General features: G+C 68.9%; 24 protein-coding genes and 1 tRNA gene. 8 read left to right on the forward strand and 17 right to left on the reverse strand.

Annotated features, from left to right (window positions below):
• Positions 1-78: 78 nt before the first annotated feature.
• Positions 79-819, forward strand: coding sequence for a DUF6065 family protein (locus HNP51_RS03695; protein WP_184267162.1), 741 nt, complete (start codon positions 79-81; stop codon positions 817-819).
• Between the two features lie 194 nt (positions 820-1,013).
• Here the strand turns inward: HNP51_RS03695 and HNP51_RS03700 are convergent, their stop codons facing one another.
• The 4 genes from HNP51_RS03700 to HNP51_RS03715 all read right to left on the reverse strand — a co-directional run bounded on the left by HNP51_RS03700 (position 1,014) and on the right by HNP51_RS03715 (position 3,440).
• Positions 1,014-1,571 carry a CC0125/CC1285 family lipoprotein gene (locus HNP51_RS03700; RefSeq protein WP_184267164.1) on the reverse strand — a complete coding sequence of 186 codons (558 nt, stop codon included), beginning with the start codon at positions 1,569-1,571 and terminating at the stop codon, positions 1,014-1,016.
• A gap of 87 nt (positions 1,572-1,658) precedes the next feature.
• Positions 1,659-2,297 (reverse strand): LysE family translocator, encoded by a 639-nt coding sequence (locus HNP51_RS03705; protein WP_184267166.1) that lies wholly within the window; start codon positions 2,295-2,297, stop codon positions 1,659-1,661.
• Between the two features lie 50 nt (positions 2,298-2,347).
• Entirely contained in the window at positions 2,348-2,878 is a 531-nt protein-coding gene (locus tag HNP51_RS03710) for a hypothetical protein (protein ID WP_184267169.1), read from the reverse strand.
• Positions 2,879-2,972: 94 nt separating this feature from the next.
• Complete coding sequence (locus tag HNP51_RS03715) at positions 2,973-3,440, reverse strand: translation initiation factor IF-2 (RefSeq protein WP_184267171.1); 468 nt, start codon at positions 3,438-3,440, stop codon at positions 2,973-2,975.
• A gap of 118 nt (positions 3,441-3,558) precedes the next feature.
• Between HNP51_RS03715 and HNP51_RS03720 the strand changes: the two genes are divergently transcribed.
• On the forward strand, positions 3,559-4,863 hold the full coding sequence (locus tag HNP51_RS03720; RefSeq protein WP_221415700.1) for a sorbosone dehydrogenase family protein: 1,305 nt from the start codon (positions 3,559-3,561) through the stop codon (positions 4,861-4,863).
• A 70-nt stretch (positions 4,864-4,933) separates the two neighbouring features.
• Here HNP51_RS03720 and HNP51_RS03725 read toward each other — a convergent pair whose 3' ends face one another.
• The 6 genes from HNP51_RS03725 to hemC all read right to left on the reverse strand — a co-directional run bounded on the left by HNP51_RS03725 (position 4,934) and on the right by hemC (position 10,200).
• Positions 4,934-5,401 carry a hypothetical protein gene (locus HNP51_RS03725; protein ID WP_184267173.1) on the reverse strand — a complete coding sequence of 156 codons (468 nt, stop codon included), beginning with the start codon at positions 5,399-5,401 and terminating at the stop codon, positions 4,934-4,936.
• Between the two features lie 261 nt (positions 5,402-5,662).
• Complete coding sequence (locus HNP51_RS03730) at positions 5,663-6,910, reverse strand: argininosuccinate synthase (RefSeq protein WP_184267175.1); 1,248 nt, start codon at positions 6,908-6,910, stop codon at positions 5,663-5,665.
• Between the two features lie 161 nt (positions 6,911-7,071).
• Positions 7,072-8,268, reverse strand: coding sequence for a methionine adenosyltransferase (gene metK / locus HNP51_RS03735; RefSeq protein WP_184267177.1), 1,197 nt, complete (start codon positions 8,266-8,268; stop codon positions 7,072-7,074).
• A 158-nt stretch (positions 8,269-8,426) separates the two neighbouring features.
• Positions 8,427-8,502 (reverse strand) — tRNA-Thr (locus HNP51_RS03740).
• Positions 8,503-8,550: 48 nt separating this feature from the next.
• A complete protein-coding gene (locus HNP51_RS03745) occupies positions 8,551-9,246 on the reverse strand; it encodes a uroporphyrinogen-III synthase (protein ID WP_184267179.1) in 696 nt (231 codons plus the stop codon).
• A gap of 3 nt (positions 9,247-9,249) precedes the next feature.
• Positions 9,250-10,200: a hydroxymethylbilane synthase gene (gene hemC, locus HNP51_RS03750; protein ID WP_184267181.1), complete on the reverse strand. Its 951-nt coding sequence runs from the start codon at positions 10,198-10,200 to the stop codon at positions 9,250-9,252.
• Positions 10,201-10,250: 50 nt separating this feature from the next.
• Here hemC and tsaD point away from each other — a divergent pair, with 50 nt between their 5' ends.
• The 3 genes from tsaD (at position 10,251) to HNP51_RS03765 (ending at position 13,000) form a co-directional block, all read left to right on the forward strand.
• Positions 10,251-11,420, forward strand: a complete 1,170-nt coding sequence (gene tsaD / locus HNP51_RS03755) for a tRNA (adenosine(37)-N6)-threonylcarbamoyltransferase complex transferase subunit TsaD (protein ID WP_260398295.1) — start codon at positions 10,251-10,253, stop codon at positions 11,418-11,420.
• Between the two features lie 41 nt (positions 11,421-11,461).
• Positions 11,462-12,460 carry an NAD(P)H-dependent glycerol-3-phosphate dehydrogenase gene (locus HNP51_RS03760; RefSeq protein ID WP_184267183.1) on the forward strand — a complete coding sequence of 333 codons (999 nt, stop codon included), beginning with the start codon at positions 11,462-11,464 and terminating at the stop codon, positions 12,458-12,460.
• 159 nt (positions 12,461-12,619) lie between these two features.
• Positions 12,620-13,000 carry a Rieske (2Fe-2S) protein gene (locus tag HNP51_RS03765; protein WP_184267185.1) on the forward strand — a complete coding sequence of 127 codons (381 nt, stop codon included), beginning with the start codon at positions 12,620-12,622 and terminating at the stop codon, positions 12,998-13,000.
• Here HNP51_RS03765 and HNP51_RS03770 read toward each other — a convergent pair whose 3' ends face one another.
• The 6 genes from HNP51_RS03770 to HNP51_RS03795 all read right to left on the reverse strand — a co-directional run bounded on the left by HNP51_RS03770 (position 13,001) and on the right by HNP51_RS03795 (position 17,886).
• Positions 13,001-13,165, reverse strand: coding sequence for a hypothetical protein (locus tag HNP51_RS03770; RefSeq protein WP_170136976.1), 165 nt, complete (start codon positions 13,163-13,165; stop codon positions 13,001-13,003).
• Positions 13,166-13,234: 69 nt separating this feature from the next.
• Complete coding sequence (locus HNP51_RS03775) at positions 13,235-13,696, reverse strand: phasin family protein (protein ID WP_184267187.1); 462 nt, start codon at positions 13,694-13,696, stop codon at positions 13,235-13,237.
• A 55-nt stretch (positions 13,697-13,751) separates the two neighbouring features.
• A complete protein-coding gene (locus tag HNP51_RS03780) occupies positions 13,752-14,513 on the reverse strand; it encodes a creatininase family protein (protein WP_184267189.1) in 762 nt (253 codons plus the stop codon).
• Positions 14,514-14,588: 75 nt separating this feature from the next.
• Positions 14,589-15,188 carry a TetR/AcrR family transcriptional regulator gene (locus tag HNP51_RS03785; protein WP_184267191.1) on the reverse strand — a complete coding sequence of 200 codons (600 nt, stop codon included), beginning with the start codon at positions 15,186-15,188 and terminating at the stop codon, positions 14,589-14,591.
• The gene (locus HNP51_RS03790) at positions 15,188-16,777 is read right to left on the reverse strand and encodes a DHA2 family efflux MFS transporter permease subunit (protein WP_409360096.1); all 1,590 of its coding nucleotides are present in this window, start codon (positions 16,775-16,777) and stop codon (positions 15,188-15,190) included. The genes HNP51_RS03785 and HNP51_RS03790 overlap by 1 nt, the downstream gene beginning before the upstream one ends.
• Positions 16,774-17,886: an HlyD family secretion protein gene (locus HNP51_RS03795; RefSeq protein WP_184267193.1), complete on the reverse strand. Its 1,113-nt coding sequence runs from the start codon at positions 17,884-17,886 to the stop codon at positions 16,774-16,776. The genes HNP51_RS03790 and HNP51_RS03795 overlap by 4 nt, the downstream gene beginning before the upstream one ends.
• A gap of 137 nt (positions 17,887-18,023) precedes the next feature.
• Between HNP51_RS03795 and nth the strand changes: the two genes are divergently transcribed.
• A complete protein-coding gene (gene nth / locus HNP51_RS03800; protein ID WP_184267195.1) occupies positions 18,024-18,779 on the forward strand; it encodes an endonuclease III in 756 nt (251 codons plus the stop codon).
• Positions 18,780-18,964: 185 nt separating this feature from the next.
• On the opposite strand, the gene HNP51_RS03805 is transcribed toward nth, so the two are convergent.
• Entirely contained in the window at positions 18,965-19,855 is an 891-nt protein-coding gene (locus HNP51_RS03805) for a RimK family alpha-L-glutamate ligase (RefSeq protein WP_184267197.1), read from the reverse strand.
• A 96-nt stretch (positions 19,856-19,951) separates the two neighbouring features.
• Between HNP51_RS03805 and HNP51_RS03810 the strand changes: the two genes are divergently transcribed.
• Positions 19,952-20,977: an adenosine kinase gene (locus HNP51_RS03810; RefSeq protein WP_184267199.1), complete on the forward strand. Its 1,026-nt coding sequence runs from the start codon at positions 19,952-19,954 to the stop codon at positions 20,975-20,977.
• A 69-nt stretch (positions 20,978-21,046) separates the two neighbouring features.
• Positions 21,047-21,766: a heme ABC transporter permease gene (locus HNP51_RS03815; RefSeq protein WP_184267576.1), complete on the forward strand. Its 720-nt coding sequence runs from the start codon at positions 21,047-21,049 to the stop codon at positions 21,764-21,766.
• The last annotated feature ends 7 nt before the right edge of the window (positions 21,767-21,773 follow it).

Here is a 21,773-nt window from a genome sequence, read left to right on the forward strand (position 1 = left end):
GGCCTTGTCGGGCGGGCGGCGGGGGCGATAGGGGAGGACTATCGTTATCCTCTGTTCGACCTGTTTGGGAGCCGCGACTTGGAACTGGAATGCTATCCGATGACCGCCCGGCCGTGCGACCTGGTGCCGGGCCGCCAGTCGCGCAACTGGATGGACGCCTTCGCCAGCCGGCATCCCTATCGCTGCTTGCCGCTGACCATGGCCAACACCACCGGCTGGGAGATCCTGGTCCCGTTCGGCTTCACCGCCGAGTGGAACGGCGGCCCGGCCCAGTCGGACATCAAGATCACCCCCGACCGGCATCAGCCGGAGATGGACCACTTCGTCACCTCGCACTTCTCGCGCGGGGTGCTGACCATGCACCCGCAGTATCTGTTCCGCACGCCGCCGGGCTGGGGCATGCTGGCGCAGGGCTCGCCCAACCACGTCAAGGACGGCATCCAGCCGCTGACCGGCCTGATCGAGACCGACTGGCTGCCCTTCCCCTTCACGATGAACTGGATCTTCACCCGGCCCGGCAAGGTCAAGTTCGAGAAGGGCGAGCCCTTCTGCTTCATCCTGCCGGTCGAGCATCGCAAGGTGGAGGCCTTCGAGCCCGTGATCCGCTCGCTGGAGTCCAATCCAGGCATGAGGGGCCAGTTCGACGCCTGGAACCGGGCGCGCACCGACTTCAACACCCGCCTGGCCTCGGGCGATCCCGACGCGGCCAAGGAGGCCTGGCAGCGCTTCTACTTCAAGGGCGAGGTGCCCGAGGCGTTGGGCACTGCGCCCGCGACCCACGCCAACAAGCGCCGGCTGAAGACGCCTAGGGTCGGCTGACGCCGACCCTAGGCGTCTTTCCTGAGGGGGCCTATCGCGCTTCGCGCTACTTGAGGCCCCAGACTAGAAACAACAACGCCCGCCTCATCGCTGAGGCGGGCGTTTTTAGTTCGGCGCTCAAGCCGGCCGAAGGCCGTTAGCGCCACAAGAATGCGCTCAAGCAGCGAGCGACCGCGTCGCTCGCGATAGCGCTCTTACTTGGACGCGGGCCGCAGGACGCGCGGGCCGATGTTGTTGATGACCTCGCGTGCGTCGAAGGCGTTGGGGTCGCCGGCGGGCTTGGGACCGCGGCCCATGACGATCTCGGCGGTGGCCTCGTAGCGGTCGACCTGACGGATGTCGCGGTCACGACCCCAGTAGGGATCCCAGGTGCTCCAGTAGCCACGCTGATAGAAGCGCCACTGGGGACCCCAGTAGGGACCATAGCGGTCGTAGTAGAAGGGATCGGGCGTCGTATAGAAGCGGGTGTCGCGGTCGGTGGCGCGGGTCACGGTGGCGAACCAGTCGTAGCCGTTCTCGACCGTCAGTTCGGCGGCGCGCAGCAGCAGAGACATCTCGACCTGGTCACGCGAGGTGACCGAGTTGCCCGAGAAGCTGACGCTGTAGCGGTTGGCTTCCAGGCGCTGCTCGGCGTAGCCGCCGCGCTCGCCGTTGTAGCCGGCGGGTTGATAGGGGGTGGCGGTGGCGCAGGCGCCCAGGGCCAGGGCGCCGGCGACGGCGAGCAGAACCGGGGCTTTGCGAAGATGTTTCATGGGAGGTTCTCCTTGAACGTCCATTGAACGTCTGTGGGTCTGAACGAGGCGTGAACGGCCAAGTTCCTTGAAGCGAACACAGATGACCTAACCGTGCAATCTGGTGATGATCAGGATGGCTGCAAGGATCAGCAGGGCGCCGACGAAAATTCCGAAGCCGCGCTTGAAGCGGGGCTGGTTCATCCGGTCCGCCAGGGCGGCGCCGCCGAGGCCGTAGGCGCTCATCGACATCACGTCCATGCCGATGGTGGCCAGGGCGAACAGGGCCAGCTGGGGCGCGACCGGGCGGTTCATGTCCAGGAAGGGCGGCAGGACGGCGGTGAAGAAGAGGATGGCCTTGGGGTTGGCGATCTGGACCGTGAAGCCGTCGATCAGGGCGCTGCGCCCGCGCCGGACCTCGACATGATCCGGCTCGGCGGCGGTGGCGAAGGCGCCCTTCAGCGCCTTGACGCCTAACCAGGCGACATAGAGGGCGCCGAGCACGGCGATGAGGCGGAAGACCTGGGGGAAGGCGGCGACCAGGGCGCCGAGGCCCAGGGCGGCGGCGCCGAACCAGACCAGGGTGGCGGCGTTCATGCCGACCACGCCGATCAGGGCCGAGGCGCGGCCCTTCTCCATGCCGGTCGCCACAGCGAACAGGTTGGCGGGGCCGGGCGTGATGGCCATGACGGCCATGACGCCGAGGAAGGCGGCGTAGAGATGTGGATCGACGGGAAGCGCGGCCATAAGACCCTTTCCGGCGGAGGCCCGGTCAGGTCAAGCCTTGTCGAGGGTGGTCAGGCGTCGGCGGGCGGCGCGGGCGGCGCCGGGGTTACGACCGGCGCGGCAAAGGCCTCGTTGACCTCTTCGATCGCATCCATCGACTGGCCGACGGCGTAGTCGGCCATCAGGCCATAGGTCACCATCTGATCGGGATCGGGGGTGGCCCAGGCGCTGTTGCTCGCCAGGCCGTTCACCATGGGCGCCACGCCGGCCAGGGTCTCGGTCACGATGGCGTCGATGTCGATCTCGGCCAGGGCCTGGTTGGCGATCTCGCCGGCCTGCTGCGCGGCTACGGCGGTGAAGGCCGTGACGTGCGGCTGGTATTCCGACCACAGGGCCGCGACGCGCAGACCCTTGACCGTTTCATCGATGGCGTCGTCGTCCTGAATGGCTTCGGCGCGTTCGCCGAACTCTTCCATCTTCTTTTCGAAGGCGGCGGCGGCCGCCTCCAGCTGGACCTCCGCAGCGGTCTTGCTCTCCTGCGCCACGGCGGCGGAGACGGGCAGCAGGGCCAGGGCGGCGGCGAGCGACAGGGCGCGGATCATGATGGATCTCTCCTTCGGCGGACGCTGCAAGGTCTGCCGAAGGAGGGATCAGCTCAAGTGAAATCGCGGTAAGGCAAGCTGTCGCCTGTCCGGATCAGTTCGGCGCGGCGGGCGCCGCCGGTGCGGCGAGGGCCTGGTCGATGCTGGCGCGGATCTGGGCCGGGACAGCGCGAAGCTGGGCCGGGGCGGCTTCGGCGGCGGCGAGGATCTGATCCTTCTGGGCGGCGCGCTCGGGCACGGCGGCCATGGCGCGCAGGAAGCTTTCCAGCTCGCCGGCGAAGGCTTCGAACCGGGGCTCGTAGCGGGTGATGATGGCGTCGGTGCGGGTCTTCTTGGTCGCCGCGTCGAGGCTGGCGTCTTCCATCACCGCCTGCAGTTCCACGCCCATCTGGCGAGATTCGGCGTCGAAGGCCTGGCCCTTGGCCTCGAAGGCGGTTTCTTCGGGGGACATGGCGGGGGCGGCGGCGACGGCCGGGGCCGCAGGGGCGACGTCCTGGGCGACGGCGGGCGCGGCGCAGGCGATGAGGGCCGCGGCGGCGGCGGCGAGGGTCAGGCGGGACATGGAGAAACTCCGGAAGGGGACAGGCTGGGGCCGGTCAAACAAAACACCGGCTCGGACGACCGGAGAGGGGCGCAAGTTGGCCTTGCCACGAGGCGAGCGCAAGCGTCAGCATGCCGGTATGAAATTGATCCCGCTCGCCGTCGCCGCTCTGATCCTGTCGGTCGCACCGCTCGCCGCTGAACACGCTACGGGGCAGACCGCCGCGCGCGCCTATGCGGTCCAGGGCGATTGCGGCGGCCGGCCGGCGACCACGGTGCGCCTGGCGCCGGGGTTCTGCCTGGGTCTGGTGTGGCAGGGGACGGGCGCAGAAGGGCCGAGGATGCCGCGCGGCTTGATGCCCTTGGCCGACGGCGACTGGCTGGTGACCGATCTGGGCGGTTGGGAGGCGGGCAAGGGCGCGGTCTGGCGGATGTCGTTCGCCAGCGACGGCGCGGCGCGCTGGCGGCGCCTGGCGGGCGGGCTGTCGATGCCGCACACCGTGGCGCGCGGGCCGGACGGGCGCATCTATGTGTCAGAGATGAACCGCATCCTGACGCTGGACCCCGATGCGGCCGATCCGGCGGCGACGGTCAGGACAGTGATCGGCGACCTGCCGGACAACCGGCTCCACGACAACCGCCACCCGCTGTCGAGCTTTGTCTTCGACGGGAACGGCGACCTGCTGGTCAATGTCGGGGCGCCCAGCGACCGCTGCCTGGACGCCAAGGGCAAGCCTAGGACAAATGCGCGCGGATCCTGCGTCGAGGAGGCGGCGACCGCCCAGGTACGGCGTCACGCCTATCTGGGGAATGGACGTTGGGCCGAGGAGAGCACGGTCTTCGCGTCGGGCCTGCGCAACTCGATCGCCCTGGTGCGGCACCCGTCGGGGACCATCCTTCAGGCCGAAAACTCGGTTGATCTGACCACACCCGAGCATCCGTTCGACGAGGTCAATGTGCTGCGGCAGGGCGGGCACTACGGCTGGCCCTATTGCGTGGATCTGCAGACGCCGCTGCCGGGTTGGCCCGCGCGTCAGGCGCGGTGTGGCGAGCGGGATCGGCCGACAGCCCTGCTGCCGCCGCACGCGGCGCCGCTGGACATGATCTATTACGACGGGGCGATGTTCCCCGAACTGCGCGGGCGGCTGCTGATGACCTGGCATGGCTATCGCCGCACGGCGGGCCGGATCACGGCGGTGGAAACGGACGCGGAGGGTGCGCCCCTGACCGACGTCGGCGGGCGCTACGCCATCTACCCGCGCGGGTCGCTGGCCTATCCAGAGAGGGCACCGAGCGTGAAGGGCAGGGTGCTGACGCCGGGCTGGGATCGCGTGGCCGGGCGTCAGCCGCGCGGCTCGCCGGTGGTCATGGCGGTCGCGGCCGACGGCTCGATCTGGGTCACGGACGACCGCAGCCGGGCGATCCTGAGGATCGCCCGGCCTTGATCACAGTCTGCAGGGGAGCTCATGCAGGCCGCTGTTCTTCATGACGAAGCGGTTGCGGGCTGAGAGTAGCCTAGCCGTGGCGTCGTCTATGCTGGACGCGCACCAGGCCGATCAGCATCAGGCCCCCCATCAGACCCAGGAGCGCCCATGTGGTCAGACTCGGTATAGGGGCCGGATAGACCTGAGCATTGAAGGTGATGTTGCCGGTGTTGCAGCCGTCGACGACGGTCCGCCAGGTAGTCAGGACTGTACCCGCGGGCCTTTCGATTGACTGCTCGATGGTCAGGCTCTGGTTTTCCGGCATCGGCCAGGCGCCGACGGCGCCCGTCACGATCACCTGGCTGGTTGCCGGTCCGTTGGGGAGGTTACTGAGAAAGGCGCTGTCTTGGTAGATGACGCCACCAATGGTGGCTTTTGAACGCACGGTATATTGCCCGCCGTCATAGCCGGATCCAATCCGGTTTAATGAGAAGGCGCCGCCAGTGCATCCGACCCGATCGACCGAGGTGGCCGCTGACACTTGAGCCATGGCGGGCATGGATAGGCCCGCGACCGCAGTCAGAGTCAGGGCCCCGATAAAAGATATTGTGCGACGATTCACGCTTCAGCCCCCCAGCTTGGTCGGCCCTTTTGGGCCAGTGAGGACTGTGAAGTCGAGCTTTAAATAACTCTAGTATGTAAAAAGGAGTTGGTAAGCCTTTCTACATCGGGCTGGCTCTGGCTATGCCGCTTTCAGCCAGTGTGCAGTTCGTCCCCTCCCCATCGGCGGCGCCGACGAGGAGGAGACCTAAGCAGGGTCTTAGCCCTTGTTGCGGGCGTCGCGCTTGGCGAGGACGCGCAGGCGCAGGGCGTTCAGCTTGATGAAGCCCTCGGCGTCGTGGTGGTCATAGGCCTGGACGCCTTCTTCGAAGGTGACGAGGTCCTGATCGTAGAGGCTGTTCTCGCTCTCGCGGCCGATGACCGTGGCGTTGCCCTTGTAGAGCTTGACCGTGACCGTGCCGGACACCTTCTGCTGGCTGTGGTCGATGGCGGCTTGCAGCATCTCGCGCTCGGGCGAGAACCAGAAGCCGTTGTAGACGAGGTGAGCGTACTTGACCGCCAGCTCGTCCTTCAGGTGCATGGCGCCGCCGTCCAGGGTGATGGACTCGATGCCGCGGTGGGCGGCCAGCAAAATCGTGCCGCCCGGGGTCTCATAGACGCCGCGCGACTTCATGCCGACGAAGCGGTTCTCGACCAGGTCCAGACGGCCGATGCCGTTGTCGTGGCCGTACTGGTTCAGCGCGGTCAGCAGGGTCGCCGGCGACATGGCCTCGCCGTTGATCGAGACGGCGTCGCCCTTTTCAAAGCCGATGGTGATGACCGTGGCCACGTCGGGCGCGGCTTCCGGGGAGATGGTGCGCTGGTGCACGAACTCGGGGGCCTCGACAGCCGGGTCTTCCAGCACCTTGCCCTCGGACGAGGAGTGCAGAAGATTGGCGTCGACCGAGAAGGGGGCCTCGCCGCGCTTGTCCTTGGAGATCGGGATCTGGTGCTTCTCGGCGAAGTCCAGCAGGGCTTCGCGCGAACGGAACTCCCACTCGCGCCAGGGCGCGATGACGTGGATGTCGGGGTTGAGCGCGTAGTAGCCCAGCTCGAAGCGGACCTGGTCGTTGCCCTTGCCGGTGGCGCCGTGACAGACGGCGTCGGCGCCCAGCTGGCGGGCGATCTCGATCTGGCGCTTGGCGATCAGCGGACGCGCGATCGAGGTGCCGAGCAGGTACTGGCCTTCATAGAGGGCGTTGGCGCGGAACATGGGGAAGACGAAGTCGCGCACGAACTCTTCGCGCAGGTCGTCGATGAAGATGTTCTCGGGCTTGATGCCCAGCTTCAGCGCCTTTTCCTTGGCCGGAGCCAGCTCTTCGCCCTGGCCCAGGTCGGCGGTGAAGGTGATGACCTCGGCGCCGTATTCGGTCTGGAGCCATTTCAGGATGATCGACGTGTCCAGCCCGCCCGAATAGGCGAGGACGACTTTCTTGATCGGCCGGTCTTTGGGGGCGGGCGAGGTCATGGGTTGAAAAATCCTTATCGGCGCGGGGAGGCGTATCTGGCGCGCTTAAAGGACCAGACGCCCCCTGATGCAAGGGCATGATTGTGTCGTGGGCCGCAGATATGAAAAAGGCGCCGCGACCGAAGCCGCGACGCCCTTCTTCATTCAGGCGAACGCTGACCTCAGACGAGGGCCTTGAGCTGGTCGACCAGATCGGTCTTCTCCCAGCTGAAACCGCCGTCGGCGTCGGGGGTGCGGCCAAAGTGGCCGTAGGCGGCGCTGCGGCGATAGATGGCCTTGTTCAGGCCCAGGTGTTCGCGGATGGCGCGCGGGGTGGCGCCGCCGATCAGCTTGGGCAGTTCGGCCTCCAGCACAGCGGCGTCGATCTTGCCGGTGCCATGCAGGTCGACGTGGACCGACAGGGGCTTGGCCACGCCGATGGCGTAGGAGATCTGGATGGTGCAGCGGTCGGCCAGGCCGGCGGCGACCACGTTCTTGGCCAGGTAGCGGCAGGCGTAGGCGGCCGAACGGTCGACCTTGGTCGGGTCCTTGCCGGAGAAGGCGCCGCCGCCGTGCGGGGCCGCGCCGCCGTAGGTGTCGACGATGATCTTGCGGCCCGTCACGCCGGCGTCGCCGTCAGGCCCGCCGATGACGAAGGTGCCCGTCGGGTTGATGTGCCACTCGGTCTCGGCGGTGATGAAGCCTTCCGGCAGCACCTTCTCGACGTAGGGCTTGACGATGTCGGAGACCTGGCTCTGGCTCAGGTTGGCCTTGTGCTGGGTCGAGACGACGATCGAGGTGGCGCGCACCGGGCGGCCGTTCTCGTACTGCAGCGTCACCTGGCTCTTGGCGTCGGGCTCCAGGCCCGGCTCGGTCCCTGCGTGGCGGGCGTCGGCCAGAGCCTTCAGGATATTGTGGCTGTATTGCAGGGTGGCCGGCATCAGCTCGGGCGTCTCGTTCGAGGCGTAGCCGAACATGATGCCCTGGTCGCCCGCGCCCTCGTCCTTGTCCTCGGCCGCATCCACGCCTTGGGCGATGTGGGCCGACTGCGGGTGCAGGTGGTTCTGGAACTGGAAGGTCTTCCAGTGGAAGCCGTCCTGCTCATAGCCGATGTCGCGCACGACGCCGCGCACGGTGTCCTCGATCTCCTGCTGAACGCCGGGGGCCCAGTTGCCCTCGGTGTCCATGATGCCCTTGCCGCGGATCTCGCCGGCGATCACCACCAGGTTGGTCGTCGTCAGGGTCTCGCACGCCACGCGCGCTTCGGGATCTTTAGACAGGAACAGATCGACGATCGAGTCGGAGATCTGATCCGCGACCTTGTCGGGGTGGCCTTCCGAGACGCTCTCGGAGGTAAACAGAAACGACGAACGGGCCAAGGCAGGCTCCTGCAAGACGGTGAGGCCGACAGACATATAAAGATATGCTTATACGTTCAAGGGATGACCGAAACGTAGCGCGGAATCATCGCGGGCGCGCAGCAGGGCGCATCGACGGCCTGGGCCGGTTTTCTCAGATTTATGATGTCTGGAAGGAGTGGTGCCGCTTAGGTGACTCGAACACCTGACCCCATCATTACGAATGATGTGCTCTACCGGCTGAGCTAAAGCGGCTCCGGTCGGCGGCCTGACGAGTGTCGAGGGCCGCGCGAGGTCGGGTCTTTATACGGCTCCGGCGGACTTGCCAAGCGCTGTCAGCATGGAAGTTTCGTCGGGCGCCTCGGCGGTGCGTTTTTCGGCAAAGCTGAGGGCGGCCAGCGGGGCGGCGGCGGCGGCGGAAATGCAGACGGCGACGCGGTTTGCGGCGAGGTCGGGCGTCAGGACCGTGGCCAGGGCGCGAGCGGCGCGGGGGGAATGGAGCAGGACGGCGTCGAAATCGGCGGGGACGGCGGCGCCGGTTTCCTCGGCCCTATAGACCGGCAGGCGCTGAACGGCGTGGTCGGACAGGAGGGCGGGCAGGTCGCCGGCGGGCTCGCGGGCGCCGGGGGCGAGGATCAGGCCGTCGGGCGGCGTGGCGGCGATGAGAGCGGCCAGGGCGTGGATGTCGCCGGCGGCCGAGCAGGCGTCGGTGAAGCCGGCGTCGCGGGCGGCCTGGGCGGTGGCGTCGCCGACGGCGAAGACGGGGCGGTCGCGCAAGTCCGGGGTCAGGGCGGCGAAGGCCTCGACGCCGTTGGGGCTGGTGAAGGCCAGGGCCGCGACCGTGACGAAGTCGGGCGCATGGGCCAGGGCGTCAGGCAGGGGGCGGATGGCCAGCAGGGGGGCGACGACGGGTTCGAAGCCGAGCGCCGTCAGCCGGGCGGCGCTGCGCGCGGCGCCGGGCTGGGCGCGGGTGATCCAGACGCGGCGGATCGGCCGCATGGCCTAGAGGGCGATCTTCTGGTCGCCGGCCTCGGCCTGGACCTCGGCGCCGAGGCGCAGGCCGAGCGCGCGGGCGTCGTCGAGGGCGGAAGAGGGGGTGAAGCCTGAGATTTCACCGGCGCGGCGCCAGCGGGCAGAGCCGTCGGGGCTGAGCATTTCGGTGGTCAGGCGCAGAACGTCGCCTTCGATCGCCGCATAGGCGCCGATGGCGGTGCGGCACGAACCCTCCAGCGCCGTCATGGCCCCGCGCTCGGCGGCGACGGCTAGCGAGGTCAGGCCGTGGTTGAGGACGCGGGTCCAGTCGGCGTCGGCGTCGCCTTCGCGCGTCTGGATCGCCAGGGCGCCCTGGCCCGGGGCGGGCAGGAAGGCGTCGAGCGACAGGCGCTCGCGGATGACCTCGGAGAAGCCGAGACGGTTCAGGCCCGAGCAGGCCAGCAGGATGGCGTCGAAGTCGCCGTCCTTGAGCCGCTTCAGACGGGTGTCGACATTGCCGCGCAGCATCTCGATCTGCAGGTCGGGGCGCAGGGCCAGAGCCTGGGCCTGACGCCGCAACGAGGCGGTGCCGAGGCGGGCGCCCTGGGGCAGGTCGGCGAAGGTCGCGAAATGCTCGCTGATGAAGCCGTCGCGGGCGTCTTCGCGTTCCGGCACGGCGGCGATGGCTAGACCCTCGGGCTGTTCGGCGGGCACGTCCTTCATCGAGTGGATGGCGACGTCGACGCGACCGTCGATCAGGGCCTCTTCGATTTCCTTGGTGAACAGGGCCTTGCCGCCGACTTCCAGCAGGCGGCGATCCTGAATCCGGTCGCCGGTGGTGACGATCTCGACCAGCGGCACCAAGGCCTCGATGTCGGCTTCGGCCACGCCGAGCGCGCGTCCGATGGCGCGCTGCATCATGCCGGACTGGGCCAGGGCCAGCCTGGAGCGGCGGGTGCCGATGCGAAGAAGCGGGGTCATGAGGTCGCGCAGCCGTTGCGAAAGGGGAACCGGGCCGCTACCTCGACCCGATGAACACTGGCGCGGACTATAGCAGCGGGACCACGGGGGCAACCAAGCTGGCCTCCCCGAGCACTGGGGCCGAAAGCCGCGCCCCCGGCGCCGGGCTGACGGTTCTGGGTCTGGAGACCAGCTGCGACGAGACCGCCGCCTCGGTGGTGCGCCTGTCGGCGAGCGGGGCCGAGGTCCTGTCCAGCGTCATCCACAGCCAGATCGACGAGCACGCGGCCTTTGGCGGCGTGGTTCCGGAAATCGCCGCCCGCAGCCATGTCGAGATGATCGACGGGGTGGCGCGCCGGGCCATGAGCGAGGCCGGGATCGACTACGCCGCCCTGGACGGGGTGGCGGCGACCGCTGGGCCGGGACTGGTCGGCGGAGTCATGGTGGGCCTCAGCTACGGCAAGGCGGTGGCCCTGGCGCGCGGTCTGCCGCTGATCGCGGTCAACCATCTGGAGGGCCATGCGGTGTCGGCGCGGCTGGGGGCGGAGACGACCTATCCGTTTTTGCTGCTGCTGGTCTCGGGCGGGCACTGTCAGTTGCTGGAGGTGCGCGGCATCGGCGACATGAGCCGGCTGGGCACCACCATCGACGATGCGGCGGGCGAGGCCTTCGACAAGATCGCCAAGGCCATGGGGCTGGGCTATCCGGGCGGGCCGGCGCTGGAGAAAATGGCGGCGTCTGGCGACGGCTCGCGCTTTGAGCTGCCGAGGGCGCTGCTGGGGAGGAAGGACTGCGACTTTTCCTTCTCGGGACTGAAGACGGCGGCCTCGCGCCTGGCCCAGACCTGCGAGACGGATCAGGACAAGGCCGATCTGGCCGACGCGGTGCAGAAGGCGATTGCGCGCCAGCTGGCCGAGCGGACCGAGCGGGCCATGCTGGCCTATGCCGAGGCGCATGAGGCTTTGCATTTCGTCGTCGCGGGCGGGGTGGCGGCCAACAAGACCATCCGGTGCACGCTGGAGAATCTGGCGACGAAACATGGTTTCAGTTTCATGGCTCCGCCCATGGTCTATTGCACCGACAACGCCGCCATGATCGCCCTAGCGGGGGCCGAACGGCTGGAAAAAGGGCTGACCTCGGACATTGATGTCGCCGCCCGGCCGCGATGGCCTCTGGACGAGGCGCGCGCGAACGCCGATCCTGTGCACAAGAAAACGGGCCGCAAGGGCGCCAAGGCTTGATCAGCCGGGGTTTGAGCGGTGGTCGGGGGACCGGAGAAGACATGGAATTTCATACGGCAGGCGTAATCGGCGGCGGCGCATGGGGCACGGCCCTGGCGCAGAGCGCAGCAGCGGCGGGCCTTGCGGTCGTGCTGCAGGCGCGCGAGCCCGAGGTGATCGAGAGCATCCGCGCGCGGCGGATGAACGACGCCTTCCTGCCGGGGATCGAGCTGGACTCGGCCATCAACGTCACCTCGGACCTGGCCCATCTGGCCGACTGCGATCTGATTCTGGCGGTGCCGCCGGCCCAGCATATGCGGGCGACGCTGGCCGCCTTTGCGCCCTACGCCCGGCCCGGCCTGCCCATCGTCCTGTGCGCCAAGGGGATCGAGCGCGGCTCGCTGAAGCTGATGACCGAGGTGCTGGCGGAGACCATCCCGTCGGCCACGCCCGCCGTCCTGTCGGGGCCGAGCTTCGCCGCCGAGGTGGCGCGCGGCCTGCCCAGCGCCGTGACCCTGGCCTGCGAGGATGAAGCCCTGGCCGTGGCTTTGGCCTCCGCGCTGTCGGGGCCGGTCTTCCGCCCCTATTTGGCCGACGATCTGATCGGGGCCGAGACCGGCGGGGCGCTGAAGAACGTCCTGGCCATCGCCTGCGGCATCGTCGAGGGTCGCGAACTGGGCCGCAGCGCCCACGCCGCCGTCATCACGCGCGGTTTCGCTGAAATGACCCGCGTGGCGATCGCCCTGGGCGGCAAGGCCGAGACGGTCGCCGGCCTGTGCGGTCTGGGCGATCTGGTCCTGACCTGCTCCAGCCCCCAGTCGCGCAACATGAGCCTGGGCCTGGCCCTGGGTCAGGGCATGAGCGTCGAGCAGGCCCTGGCCGGCAAGCGCTCCGTGGCCGAGGGCTATGAAAGCGCGCCCGCGGTGCGCGAGCTGACGCGCAAGCTGGGCGTCGAAACTCCCATCTGCGAGGCCGTCGCCGCCGTCCTGGCGGGTGAGACCACGGTGGACGCGGCCATCGAGGCCCTGCTGACCCGGCCGCTCAAGCCCGAACGCGAATAGCCAGACCCTATTTTCCGCGCATCCCCGCAGAGGCCGGGACCCAGTTTGAGCCGTTTCGCAACCTATGCCGATGACTATTCAACTCGCACGCCTTGGGGCCAAAGCACTTCTGGCCAAAGCACTGGGTCCCCGCCTCCGCGGGGATGAGCGGGGTCTGGGATGACCGACCAACCCGCTACTGACGAGCGCAAGCGCGTCTGGAAGACGCCGCCGAACGTGGCCCTGTGCGCCGAGGACGACATCGTCGATCCCGGCTCGCGCGGCTTCGTGCTGCAGATCGGCGAGGCCTTTTTCCACGGTTTCGTGGTCAGGAAGGACGGCCAGGTCGCGGGCTGGGTCGACCGTTGCCCGCACGCGGGCTTCCCCATCGCCATGGAGCTGGACCGCTATCTGACGCCGGACGGGGCGCTGATCATGTGCGGCTGGCACGGGGCGGTGTTCGAGCCGCTGTCGGGCGCCTGCGTCGGCGGGCCCTGCGCGGGCGGCAAGCTGACGCCCTGGCCGGTCGAGGCGCGGGGCGGCGTCATCCGAACGGCCTGACTATTCCTTCGGGACGATCTTCGGGTCCTTGGTGAAGGCGTCGTCGACCTCTTCCTCGGTGATCCGCTTGGACGGGTCGCCGGGCTGGTTGAGATTCTGTTCTTCGGTGCCGTCGCCCATCATGCCGGGATGGGGGTCGGTCTTTTTCGGGTCTTGCTCGGCCATGTCGGGCTCCTTGCTGGACTACAGCAAGCAACACGGGCCATGCATCGCCGTTCCATCACGGCGGCTTGACTAGGGCTTCAGGCGCTTGGCGTTGGCGACCGCGGCGGCGTGGATCGGCGACAGGGCCTTGGCCTGAAGCTTCAGCATAGACTCGCCCATGGTCCAGCTGTCGGACAGGGCGCGCGACCAGACGCCCATGCCCCAGGCGGCCTGCAAGGCGGCGGCGCCGGCCAGGCTGTCGGCGCTGGCCAGACGGGTCATGTGGGCCGAGGCCTCGGCGCCTTCGCGGTCGGCGATGCGGCGGCCCTGGTCCGCCAGATCCATGGCGCCGGCGGCGACGGCGCCGGCGGAGGCCGTCAGGGCCTCGACCTTCTCCGAGCCCATCCGCCCCAGTTCGGCGTGGTCGGCGCGCAGGGGGTTGGCCATGGCCTCGCCCATGATCGTCAGACGACGGGCGATGACCTGGGCCGAAGCCTCAGCCGTTTCCTGTCCAGCGCGGATGGTGCGGGCGGCGCGATCAATGGGGGTCATGCGGGGACCGTGGGCCTGTTCCGCCTGTCGAGCAAGCAGAACAGACCGGTCAGGCTCAGGGCAGGACTTCGGCGGCGAAGGCCGAGACGTCCTGGATCAGCGCCGGGATCGAGGCGTTGATGATGCGCTGGCCCTTTTCCGGGCTGGCCTGGGCTGGGTCCGAGCCGATGCGGCCGTCAGGGAAGCGGGCGCGGTAGTCGAGCGCGTCGCGGATCGGACCCATGGGGGCGATCTTGGGGCTGTAGTCGGCGGTCTTGATCCGGTCGGGATAGCCGGCCTGGGTCACGGCGATCTCGGACGGGGTGGCGTGGGCGCCGTGACCGACGGGGAAGATCTCCTCGCACAGCTTGTGCACGCCGGGCAGGTCCCACCAGTTGCGCAGCTTCAGCACGAAGGGCGGCTGTTCCTCGACGAAGGACCAGTCGGCGTAGATCTCGGCGAAGGTCGCCTCGATGGTGGCGACGTTGCCGCCGTGGCCGTTGAGGAAATAGATGCGCTCGAAGCCATGGCGGGCCAGCGACGCCACCCAGTCGGTGATGGCGGCCATGAAGGTCGAGGGGCGCAAGGAGATGGTGCCGGCGAAGGCCAGGTGATGCTGGGCCATGCCGATGTTGAAGGTCGGGGCCACGATCAGGTTCTCGTCGCCCTTCTCGGCGGCATGGGCGATGATCTCGGGGCAGAGCCAGTCGGTGCCCAGCAAGCCGGTCGGGCCGTGCTGTTCGTTCGAGCCGATCGGCACGATGACCGTCTTGGACAGGGCGGCGCCGGACTTCAGACGCGCGTCGATTTCGGGCCAGGACGACAGGTGGATCAGCATGGGGAACTCCGCGAGGGGGGCAGAAAGAGGCCTGCGCTTTACGCCGATCCGGCCAAAGGGCCAAACCGGACAAGCCTAGTCAGGGGCGAAGGCGCGGATGAAGCGACGGGCGGTTTCGCGCGCGCGGGCCGGGGCTTCGTCCTGATGCGGATGGGGCAGACCCAGGACCGAACGCAGATGGCCGTGGCCCAGGACCATGCCGGAGAACATCTCGGCGGCGGCGGCGGGATCGGGCACGGACAGCAGCCCCAGACGGTCCTGCTCGGCCAGCCAGGCGGCGATGCGGCGCACGCTCTCGCCCGGCCCGGCGTCATAGATGGCGCGGGCCAGTTCGGGGGCTTCGGGGGACATCAAGGCCACGCCGCGCAGGGAGGCGCCCTTGCCCTCGCGGCAGATCTTGGTGATCAGGGTCTCGGCGATGGCGGTCAGCACGTCTTCCGGCGCTGCCCCGGATTTCAAGGGCGCGGTGACGGCGTCGGATCTTTGGGCCGCCAGGGCCCGAGCGATATCGATCTTGGCCGGAAAGCGGTTGTAGAGGGTCTGTTTCGACACCCCGGCGCGGCGCGCGATCTCGGCCATCGAGGCGCCCGCGCCCTTTTCCACGAACAGGTCCGAGGCCGCCTGAAGGATGGCGGCGCTCTTGAGCTCATCGACCTGACCGGGAGCGCGGGGCATCAGTGGACCTCGGACGGACCGGCGGACGGGTCGGCCTTGCCGGGCTTGGACAGCAGGGTGACGAAGGCGGCGCCGGCGCAGGCGATGGCCAGGAGGGCGAAGGCGTCGCCGAAGGCCAGGATCGTCGCCTGCTTCTGCAGCATGCCGTAGAAGGCCTTCATGGCGGCGGCGTGCGGGTCGATGGAGCCCGAAAAGCGCTGGGCCATGCCCGCGATCATGTTGCGCACCGCGACGTCCGACTGATTGATAGCGCTGGTCAGCTCGACCATGTGCAGGGCGGTGTTCTGGGTCAGGGAGGTGTTGAGGATGGCCAGGCCGAAGGCGCCGCCGACGTTGCGGCTGAGATTCACCAGCCCCGAGGCGTTCTTGACCATGTGCGGCGGCAGGGTGGACATGGTCACCTGCTGCGAGGCGATCATGGCGATCATGACGCCGCAGCCACGCACGGCCTGAACCCCTGCGAACTCCCAGAAGCCCCAGTCGCTGGTGACGAGGCGCGCGTCCCACATGCCCCAGGCGCACAGGCCGAAGCCGACGAACATCAGGATGCGCGGGTCGAGCTTGCGCACCAGCCGTCCGGCGAAGGGGGCGGTGGCGAACATGGCCAGGCCCGAGACCACCATGGTGGTGCCGACCTCGGCCGCCGAATAGTCGCGCACCCGGCCGAGGAACAACGGCAGCAGGAAGGTGCCGCCGAACAGGGCCGCTCCGACGATGAAGGTCATGATCACCCCGACGACGAAGTTGCGGTTGGCGAAGGCGCGCAGCTCGACGATCGGGTTGTAATAGATCAGCGAGCGCCAGATGAAGGCCGGGCCGCAGATCAGGGCCACCAGGCTGAGCAGCAGGATGTGGTCGTCGGCCAGCCAGTCGTTCTTGGCCCCTTCCTCCAGCACGAACTGCAGGCTCATCAGGAAGGCGGCCATCAGGCCCAGACCCCACCAGTCGAAGCCCTTGGCCAGGCTGGCGTCGCCCTTGTCGAAATGGGCGTAGCGACCGACCAGAAACAGGACGACTACGCCGGGGAAGATGTTGATGAAGAAGAGCCAGCGCCAGCTGAGCCATTCCGTCAGGTGGCCGCCGAGGGTCGGGCCGACCGTGGGGGCGAGCGTCACGATCAGGCCCATGATGACGCTGGCGGTGACGCGCTTTTCGGGCGGGAAGGCGGTGAAGGCCACGGCGAAGACGGTCGGGATCATGGCCCCGCCGAGGAAGCCCTGCAGCGCACGGAAGAAGATCATCATCTCGACCGAGGTCGACAGGCCGACGGCCACGCTCATGATCAGGAAGCCGATGCAGGAGGCCAGGAAGAGCTTCTGCGTGCCCCAGAGCCGCGACAGGTATCCCGACAGGGGGATCATCACGACCTCGGGGATCAGATAGGCGGTCTGAATCCAGCTGATCTCGTCGGCCGAGGCCCCGACCCCGGCCTGAATCTGGGGCAGGGAGGCGGCGACGATCTGGATGTCCAGAATGGCCATGAACTGGCCGATGACCATGCCGGCGAAGCCGAGCAGCAGGACCGTCCAGTTGATCTCCGGCTTGTCGGCGACCGCTGGGGCGTCCGCAGGAAGCACGCCGTCTCTCACCGGGCCGGGTCCAGCGAGGCGACGGCGACCTCGCCCAGATGGGCGTCGGCGAAGGCGGCGCCGCCCTGGCTCTTCAGGTCCACCTTGACCTCGACCGACAGGCCGGGACGCAGGGCGACAGGCTCGCCCGAGGCGCGGCGGTCGACGACGATGCGGACCGGCACGCGCTGGGTGATCTTGGTGAAGTTGCCGGTGGCGTTCTCGACCGGGATCAGGGCGAACTCGGAGCCAGTGGCGGGGGCGAAGCTGTCGACGTGACCAAGGATGGATTGGCCGGGGAAGGCGTCAGCCTTGATCTCGACCTGCTGGCCGAGGCGCATCCGGCCGACCTGGGTCTCCTTGAAGTTGGCGACGACATAGGTGTCTTGCAGGGGAACGATGGACATCATCTGTCCGCCGGCCTGCACCACCTGGCCGACGCGGACGCCGCGGGCGCCGACGACCCCGGCGACGGGGGCGCGGATGACGGTGCGGTCGAGGGTCAGTTGAGCCTGTTCGACCAGGGCTCTAGCCTGTTCGACGGCGGCGACGCTCTGGCTGCGGGTCGAGCCGAGCACGGCGGCGGTGCGCTGTTCGGCGGTCAGGGCGGCCTGGGCCTGGGCGACCGAGGCGCGGGCGGTCTCGGCGGTGGCGCGCTGGGTCTCGATGCGTTGTTGCGACACCCAGCCCTCGGCGGCCAGCTTGCCGTAGCGATCAACCTCGGCGCGGGCCAGGCCGGCCTGGGCCTGGGCCTGGGTCACGGCGGCGGCGCGGGCGGCGATATTGGCCTGTTCCTGCTCGGCGCGGGCGTCGACATTGGCCACGGCGGCGGTCAGGGCGGCCAGATTGGCCTGGGCCTGGGCCAAGGCGGCCCGGGCGTCGGCGTCGTCCAGACGGGCCAGGATTTGCCCGGCCTCGACGCGCTGGTTGTCCTTGACCAGGACCTCGATCACCGAGCCGCTGATGCGCGGGCTGACCAGAACCGTGTCGGCCTGGACGAAGGCGTTGTCGGTCGCCTCCCAGCGCTGCTTGCCCTGCCACCAGATGACGCCCCCGACGATGAGGCCGATGACGACGACCCCGCCGACGATCAGGGGCAGGCGTTTCTTCAGGGAGGCGGGGAGGGCCATGGGGAGACAGCTCGCTTAGATTTCGGCGCGTAAAATGGACAGGAGCGTCCAGAAATCAAGAGGCGCCTGCGCGATTTCGTCGCACCGTGTCGATTTCGTCCGGTTGACGCCGCGCGCGGGGAAGGCGAAGCGAGGGCATGACCGTTCGCCAGCGTCCCCCTTCCAAGGCCGTCCGCGCCGCCCTCAGCCCGCCGCCGGGCAAGCGGTCGCGCGCGCCGAAAAAGGCGCCGGTCGGGGCCGTGATCGGCTGGCCGCCGGACGAGGATCGGGTCGAGGAAATCTTCGTGCGCCTGTCGGGGATCATGCCGGACCCCAAGACCGAGCTAGACTTCGTCAATCCCTACACCCTGGTGGTGGCCGTCGCCCTGTCGGCCCAGGCGACCGATGTGGGGGTCAACAAGGCGACCAAGGCCCTGTTCGCCGTGGCCGACACGCCGCAGAAGATGCTGGCCCTGGGCGAGGAGGGGCTGATCCCGCTGATCGCCTCGATCGGCCTCTATCGCACCAAGGCGAGGAACGTCATCGCCGCGGCGCGGATGCTGGTCGAGAAGCATGGGGGAGAAGTCCCGCTGAACCGCGCGGACCTGCAGGCCCTGCCGGGCGTCGGGCGCAAGACCGCCAGCGTGGTGCTGAACGAACTGGGCATCGAGCCCGCGATTGCGGTGGACACCCACGTCTTTCGCGTCTCGCACCGCCTGGGGCTGGCCAACGCCGCGACCCCGGACAAGGTGGAGGCGCAGCTGCACAAGGTCGTGCCCGAGGCCTGGCTGCCCAAGGCGCACCACTGGCTGATCCTGCATGGGCGCTACACCTGCCTGGCGCAGCGGCCCAAGTGCGCGGCCTGCGTGATTGCGGACCTGTGCCCGTCGCGGGCGAGTTTCGTGGGGGTTTGAGCGTCTTGTTCTCTCCCTTCCCCCTCGAGGGGGGAAGGGCCGGGGATGGGAGTGTGGAACACGACATGGCCGATAGGGCGCATGAGGCGATGTCCCGGTCTCCAGCGCTCCGGCGGACAGGGCCTGCCTCCACCCCCACCCAACCCTCCCCCCTCGAGCGGGAGGGCTAGTGATAGGCTGAGGCCCTACACCCCCAACCGCTCCGCCACGGCGCGGCCGAAGCGGGCGCCGGCCTCAGGGGCGGCGCCGAGGTAGAAGTCGGGCTCGATCAGTTCGGCCTCCATCAGCAGCCACTGGCCGTCGGCGTCGGGGACCATGTCGATGCGGGCGTAGAGCAGGGGCTCGTCGATGGCGGCCAGGGTGCGTTCGGCCAAGTTCAGCGCGCCCTCGGGGGCCTGATCCAGGCGCCGGTACTGGCCGCCGTACTGGACCTGGATGCGGAACTCGTCGGCGTGGGCCGGGCGCTTGTTGACCACGTGGCTCAGTTCGCCGCCGAAGAACAGGAGCGAGGTTTCGCCCTCAGTGCCGATGGTCGGCAGGAAGGGCTGGATCATGGCGCCGCCTTCCGGCGCCTCGGCCAACACCTGTTCCAGCAGGTCGCCGGCCGCGACCTTGAGGGTGCGCCAGGCGCCGCCGGACACGGTCGGTTTGACGATCAGCTGCTCGGCACCGGTGGCGGCGAAGGCGGCCTCGACCACGGCGGGGCTGGCGTGGTCGGTCCAGATGGTCGGGGGGATGGCCACGCCCTTTTCGGCCAGCTTGGCCAGGTAGCGCTTGTCGGAGTTCCAACGCAGCACCTCGGCCGGATTGGCGAGCGCTGCGCCCGCCTCGGCCCAGGTCGCGCAGGCCTCGATCCAGCGGTCATGGTCGCGGTGGTAGCCCCAGACGATCAGCGGCAGGACCAGGGGAAACTCCATCAGGCCGTGGGCGCTCTCGACATGATCGGTCCACGGCGTCGGCCGGGCCTTGATCCCCGCCGTGGCCAGGGCCGCCGACAGGCGGTCCAGCACGCCCGGCCATTGCCCGGCGTAGGAGGGGTCGGCGGGATCGGGGGTCAGGACGGCGACTTCGGTCATGCGACTACTCCTCAAGGTGACCTGCATAGGCTGTTTTCAACGGGGGCGAAAAGCCCGGCGCTGGCGTCGCGACGCTTGTCCCGCTATGGGGCGATCATGACCCAGAACGCCATCTCCACCGCCCGCTTCGACGTCTGCGCCGTCGGCAACGCCATCGTCGACGTGCTGAGCCCGTGCGAGCCCGCCTTCCTCGACGCGCACAAGCTGGTTCCCGGCTCGATGCAGCTGGTCGACGAGGATCAGAGCGCCATGCTTTATGACGCCATGGCGGCGGGGGTCGAGGCCTCGGGCGGTTCGGCTGGCAACACCGTGGCCGGCGTCGGTTCGTTCGGCGGCCGCGCGGCCTATATCGGCAAGGTGGCCCGAGATACCCTGGGCGAGGTCTTCAGCCACGACATTCGCGCCGCCGGCGTCCACTTTGACACGCCGGTGCTGGAAGGCGGCGCGGGCTCTGGCTTCGGCACCGGCCGCTGCCTGATCAACGTCACGCCCGACGCCCAGCGCACCATGTGCACCTTCCTCGGCGCCGCCAACCAGCTGACCACGGCCGACATCGACGCCGACCTGATCGGCGCCAGCGAGATCGTCTATCTGGAAGGCTATCTGTTCGACCCGGCCCCGGCCCGCGCCGCCTTCGAGGCCGCCGCCGCCGCCGCCCATGCGGCGGGCCGCAAGGTCGCCATCACCCTGTCGGACAGCTTCGTCGTCCACCGCTGGCGCGCCGAGCTGCTGGCCTTCATCGAGGCCTCGGCCGACATCGTCCTGGCTAATGAGGCCGAACTGCACGCCCTGTTCGAGACCGAAGACTTCGATCACGCCGCCGCCCACCTGGGTCGCATCGTCGAGGTCGCCGCCGTGACGCGCGGCGCCGCCGGTTCGGTGCTGTTCCGGGGCGAGGAGCGGGTCGAGATCGCCGCCGTCCCGGTCGACAAGGTGGTCGACACCACGGGGGCGGGCGACCAGTACGCCGCCGGCGTCCTGCTCGGTCTGGCGCGCGGCCTGTCGCTGGCCGAGGCCGGGGCTCTGGGTTCGCTGGCCGCCTCGGAAGTCATCGCCCACTGGGGCCCTCGTCCGATGGTCAAGCTGGAGGCCCTGGCCGCCGAGCACGGGCTCAAGCTCTGATCATCGCGACCAAGGGCCACGCGCGGGGAGCGCTTGCCGTTCCCCGTCGCGCCGCGTAATCGGCGGACCATGTTCGGCCTCGCCAATCCTGACCGCTTCATGCGCTTCACCCGCCCGCTCACCCCGGTGCTGTGGGGGCTGGCGGTCGTCTTGCTGGCCGTGGGGACCTGGCTCAGCTTTACCGCGCCCGCTGATTATCAGCAGGGCGACACGGTGCGGATCATGTTCACCCATGTGCCGGCCGCGACGCTCGGGCTGGGCGCCTATGCGGCGCTGGGCGTTTCCAGCTTCTTCGCCCTGGTGTTCCGTCATCCGCTGGCCGACGCCGCCGCGCGCGCCGCCGCCCTGCCGGGGGCGGTGCTGACGGGTCTGGCCTTGGTGACGGGCTCGCTGTGGGGCCAGCCGATGTGGGGGACCTGGTGGGTGTGGGACGCGCGCCTGACTTCGGTGCTGGTGCTCTTCCTCTTCTACCTCGGCTACATGGCCCTGCGCGCCTCGATCGATGACGAGGCCAAGGCCGGGCGCGCCGCTGCGGTGCTGGGCCTGGTCGGCTTGATCAACCTGCCCATCGTCAAGTTCTCGGTCGACTGGTGGAACACCTTGCATCAGCCGGCCTCGCTGCTGCGCGCGGGCGGGACCAGTCTGGACCCGGCTTACCTTACGCCCCTGCTGACCATGATGGCGGCTTACGGGATGCTGTTCGGCGCCATCTGGCTGACGTCGATCCGCACCGAGGTGCGCCGCCGCCGCGTCCTGACCCTGCGCGCTCGCGCGGCGCAAGAAGCCTAGAGGAGCC

This window comes from Brevundimonas bullata (assembly GCF_014207965.1).
GTDB lineage: Bacteria > Pseudomonadota > Alphaproteobacteria > Caulobacterales > Caulobacteraceae > Brevundimonas > Brevundimonas bullata_A.

Bases quoted from the DNA above. Each gene is read 5' to 3' on its own strand.
- HNP51_RS03700 (WP_184267164.1), bottom strand. From the start codon at position 1,571: ATGAAACATCTTCGCAAAGCCCCGGTTCTGCTCGCCGTCGCCGGCGCC.
- HNP51_RS03705 (WP_184267166.1), bottom strand. From the start codon at position 2,297: ATGGCCGCGCTTCCCGTCGATCCACATCTCTACGCCGCCTTCCTCGGC.
- HNP51_RS03710 (WP_184267169.1), bottom strand. From the start codon at position 2,878: ATGATCCGCGCCCTGTCGCTCGCCGCCGCCCTGGCCCTGCTGCCCGTC.
- HNP51_RS03715 (WP_184267171.1), bottom strand. From the start codon at position 3,440: ATGTCCCGCCTGACCCTCGCCGCCGCCGCCGCGGCCCTCATCGCCTGC.
- HNP51_RS03720 (WP_221415700.1), top strand. From the start codon at position 3,559: ATGAAATTGATCCCGCTCGCCGTCGCCGCTCTGATCCTGTCGGTCGCA.
- HNP51_RS03725 (WP_184267173.1), bottom strand. From the start codon at position 5,401: ATGCCCGCCATGGCTCAAGTGTCAGCGGCCACCTCGGTCGATCGGGTC.
- HNP51_RS03730 (WP_184267175.1), bottom strand. From the start codon at position 6,910: ATGACCTCGCCCGCCCCCAAAGACCGGCCGATCAAGAAAGTCGTCCTC.
- HNP51_RS03745 (WP_184267179.1), bottom strand. From the start codon at position 9,246: ATGCGGCCGATCCGCCGCGTCTGGATCACCCGCGCCCAGCCCGGCGCC.
- hemC (WP_184267181.1), bottom strand. From the start codon at position 10,200: ATGACCCCGCTTCTTCGCATCGGCACCCGCCGCTCCAGGCTGGCCCTG.
- tsaD (WP_260398295.1), top strand. From the start codon at position 10,251: ATGAACACTGGCGCGGACTATAGCAGCGGGACCACGGGGGCAACCAAG.
- HNP51_RS03760 (WP_184267183.1), top strand. From the start codon at position 11,462: ATGGAATTTCATACGGCAGGCGTAATCGGCGGCGGCGCATGGGGCACG.
- HNP51_RS03765 (WP_184267185.1), top strand. From the start codon at position 12,620: ATGACCGACCAACCCGCTACTGACGAGCGCAAGCGCGTCTGGAAGACG.
- HNP51_RS03770 (WP_170136976.1), bottom strand. From the start codon at position 13,165: ATGGCCGAGCAAGACCCGAAAAAGACCGACCCCCATCCCGGCATGATG.
- HNP51_RS03775 (WP_184267187.1), bottom strand. From the start codon at position 13,696: ATGACCCCCATTGATCGCGCCGCCCGCACCATCCGCGCTGGACAGGAA.
- HNP51_RS03780 (WP_184267189.1), bottom strand. From the start codon at position 14,513: ATGCTGATCCACCTGTCGTCCTGGCCCGAAATCGACGCGCGTCTGAAG.
- HNP51_RS03785 (WP_184267191.1), bottom strand. From the start codon at position 15,188: ATGCCCCGCGCTCCCGGTCAGGTCGATGAGCTCAAGAGCGCCGCCATC.
- HNP51_RS03795 (WP_184267193.1), bottom strand. From the start codon at position 17,886: ATGGCCCTCCCCGCCTCCCTGAAGAAACGCCTGCCCCTGATCGTCGGC.
- nth (WP_184267195.1), top strand. From the start codon at position 18,024: ATGACCGTTCGCCAGCGTCCCCCTTCCAAGGCCGTCCGCGCCGCCCTC.
- HNP51_RS03805 (WP_184267197.1), bottom strand. From the start codon at position 19,855: ATGACCGAAGTCGCCGTCCTGACCCCCGATCCCGCCGACCCCTCCTAC.
- HNP51_RS03810 (WP_184267199.1), top strand. From the start codon at position 19,952: ATGACCCAGAACGCCATCTCCACCGCCCGCTTCGACGTCTGCGCCGTC.
- HNP51_RS03815 (WP_184267576.1), top strand. From the start codon at position 21,047: ATGTTCGGCCTCGCCAATCCTGACCGCTTCATGCGCTTCACCCGCCCG.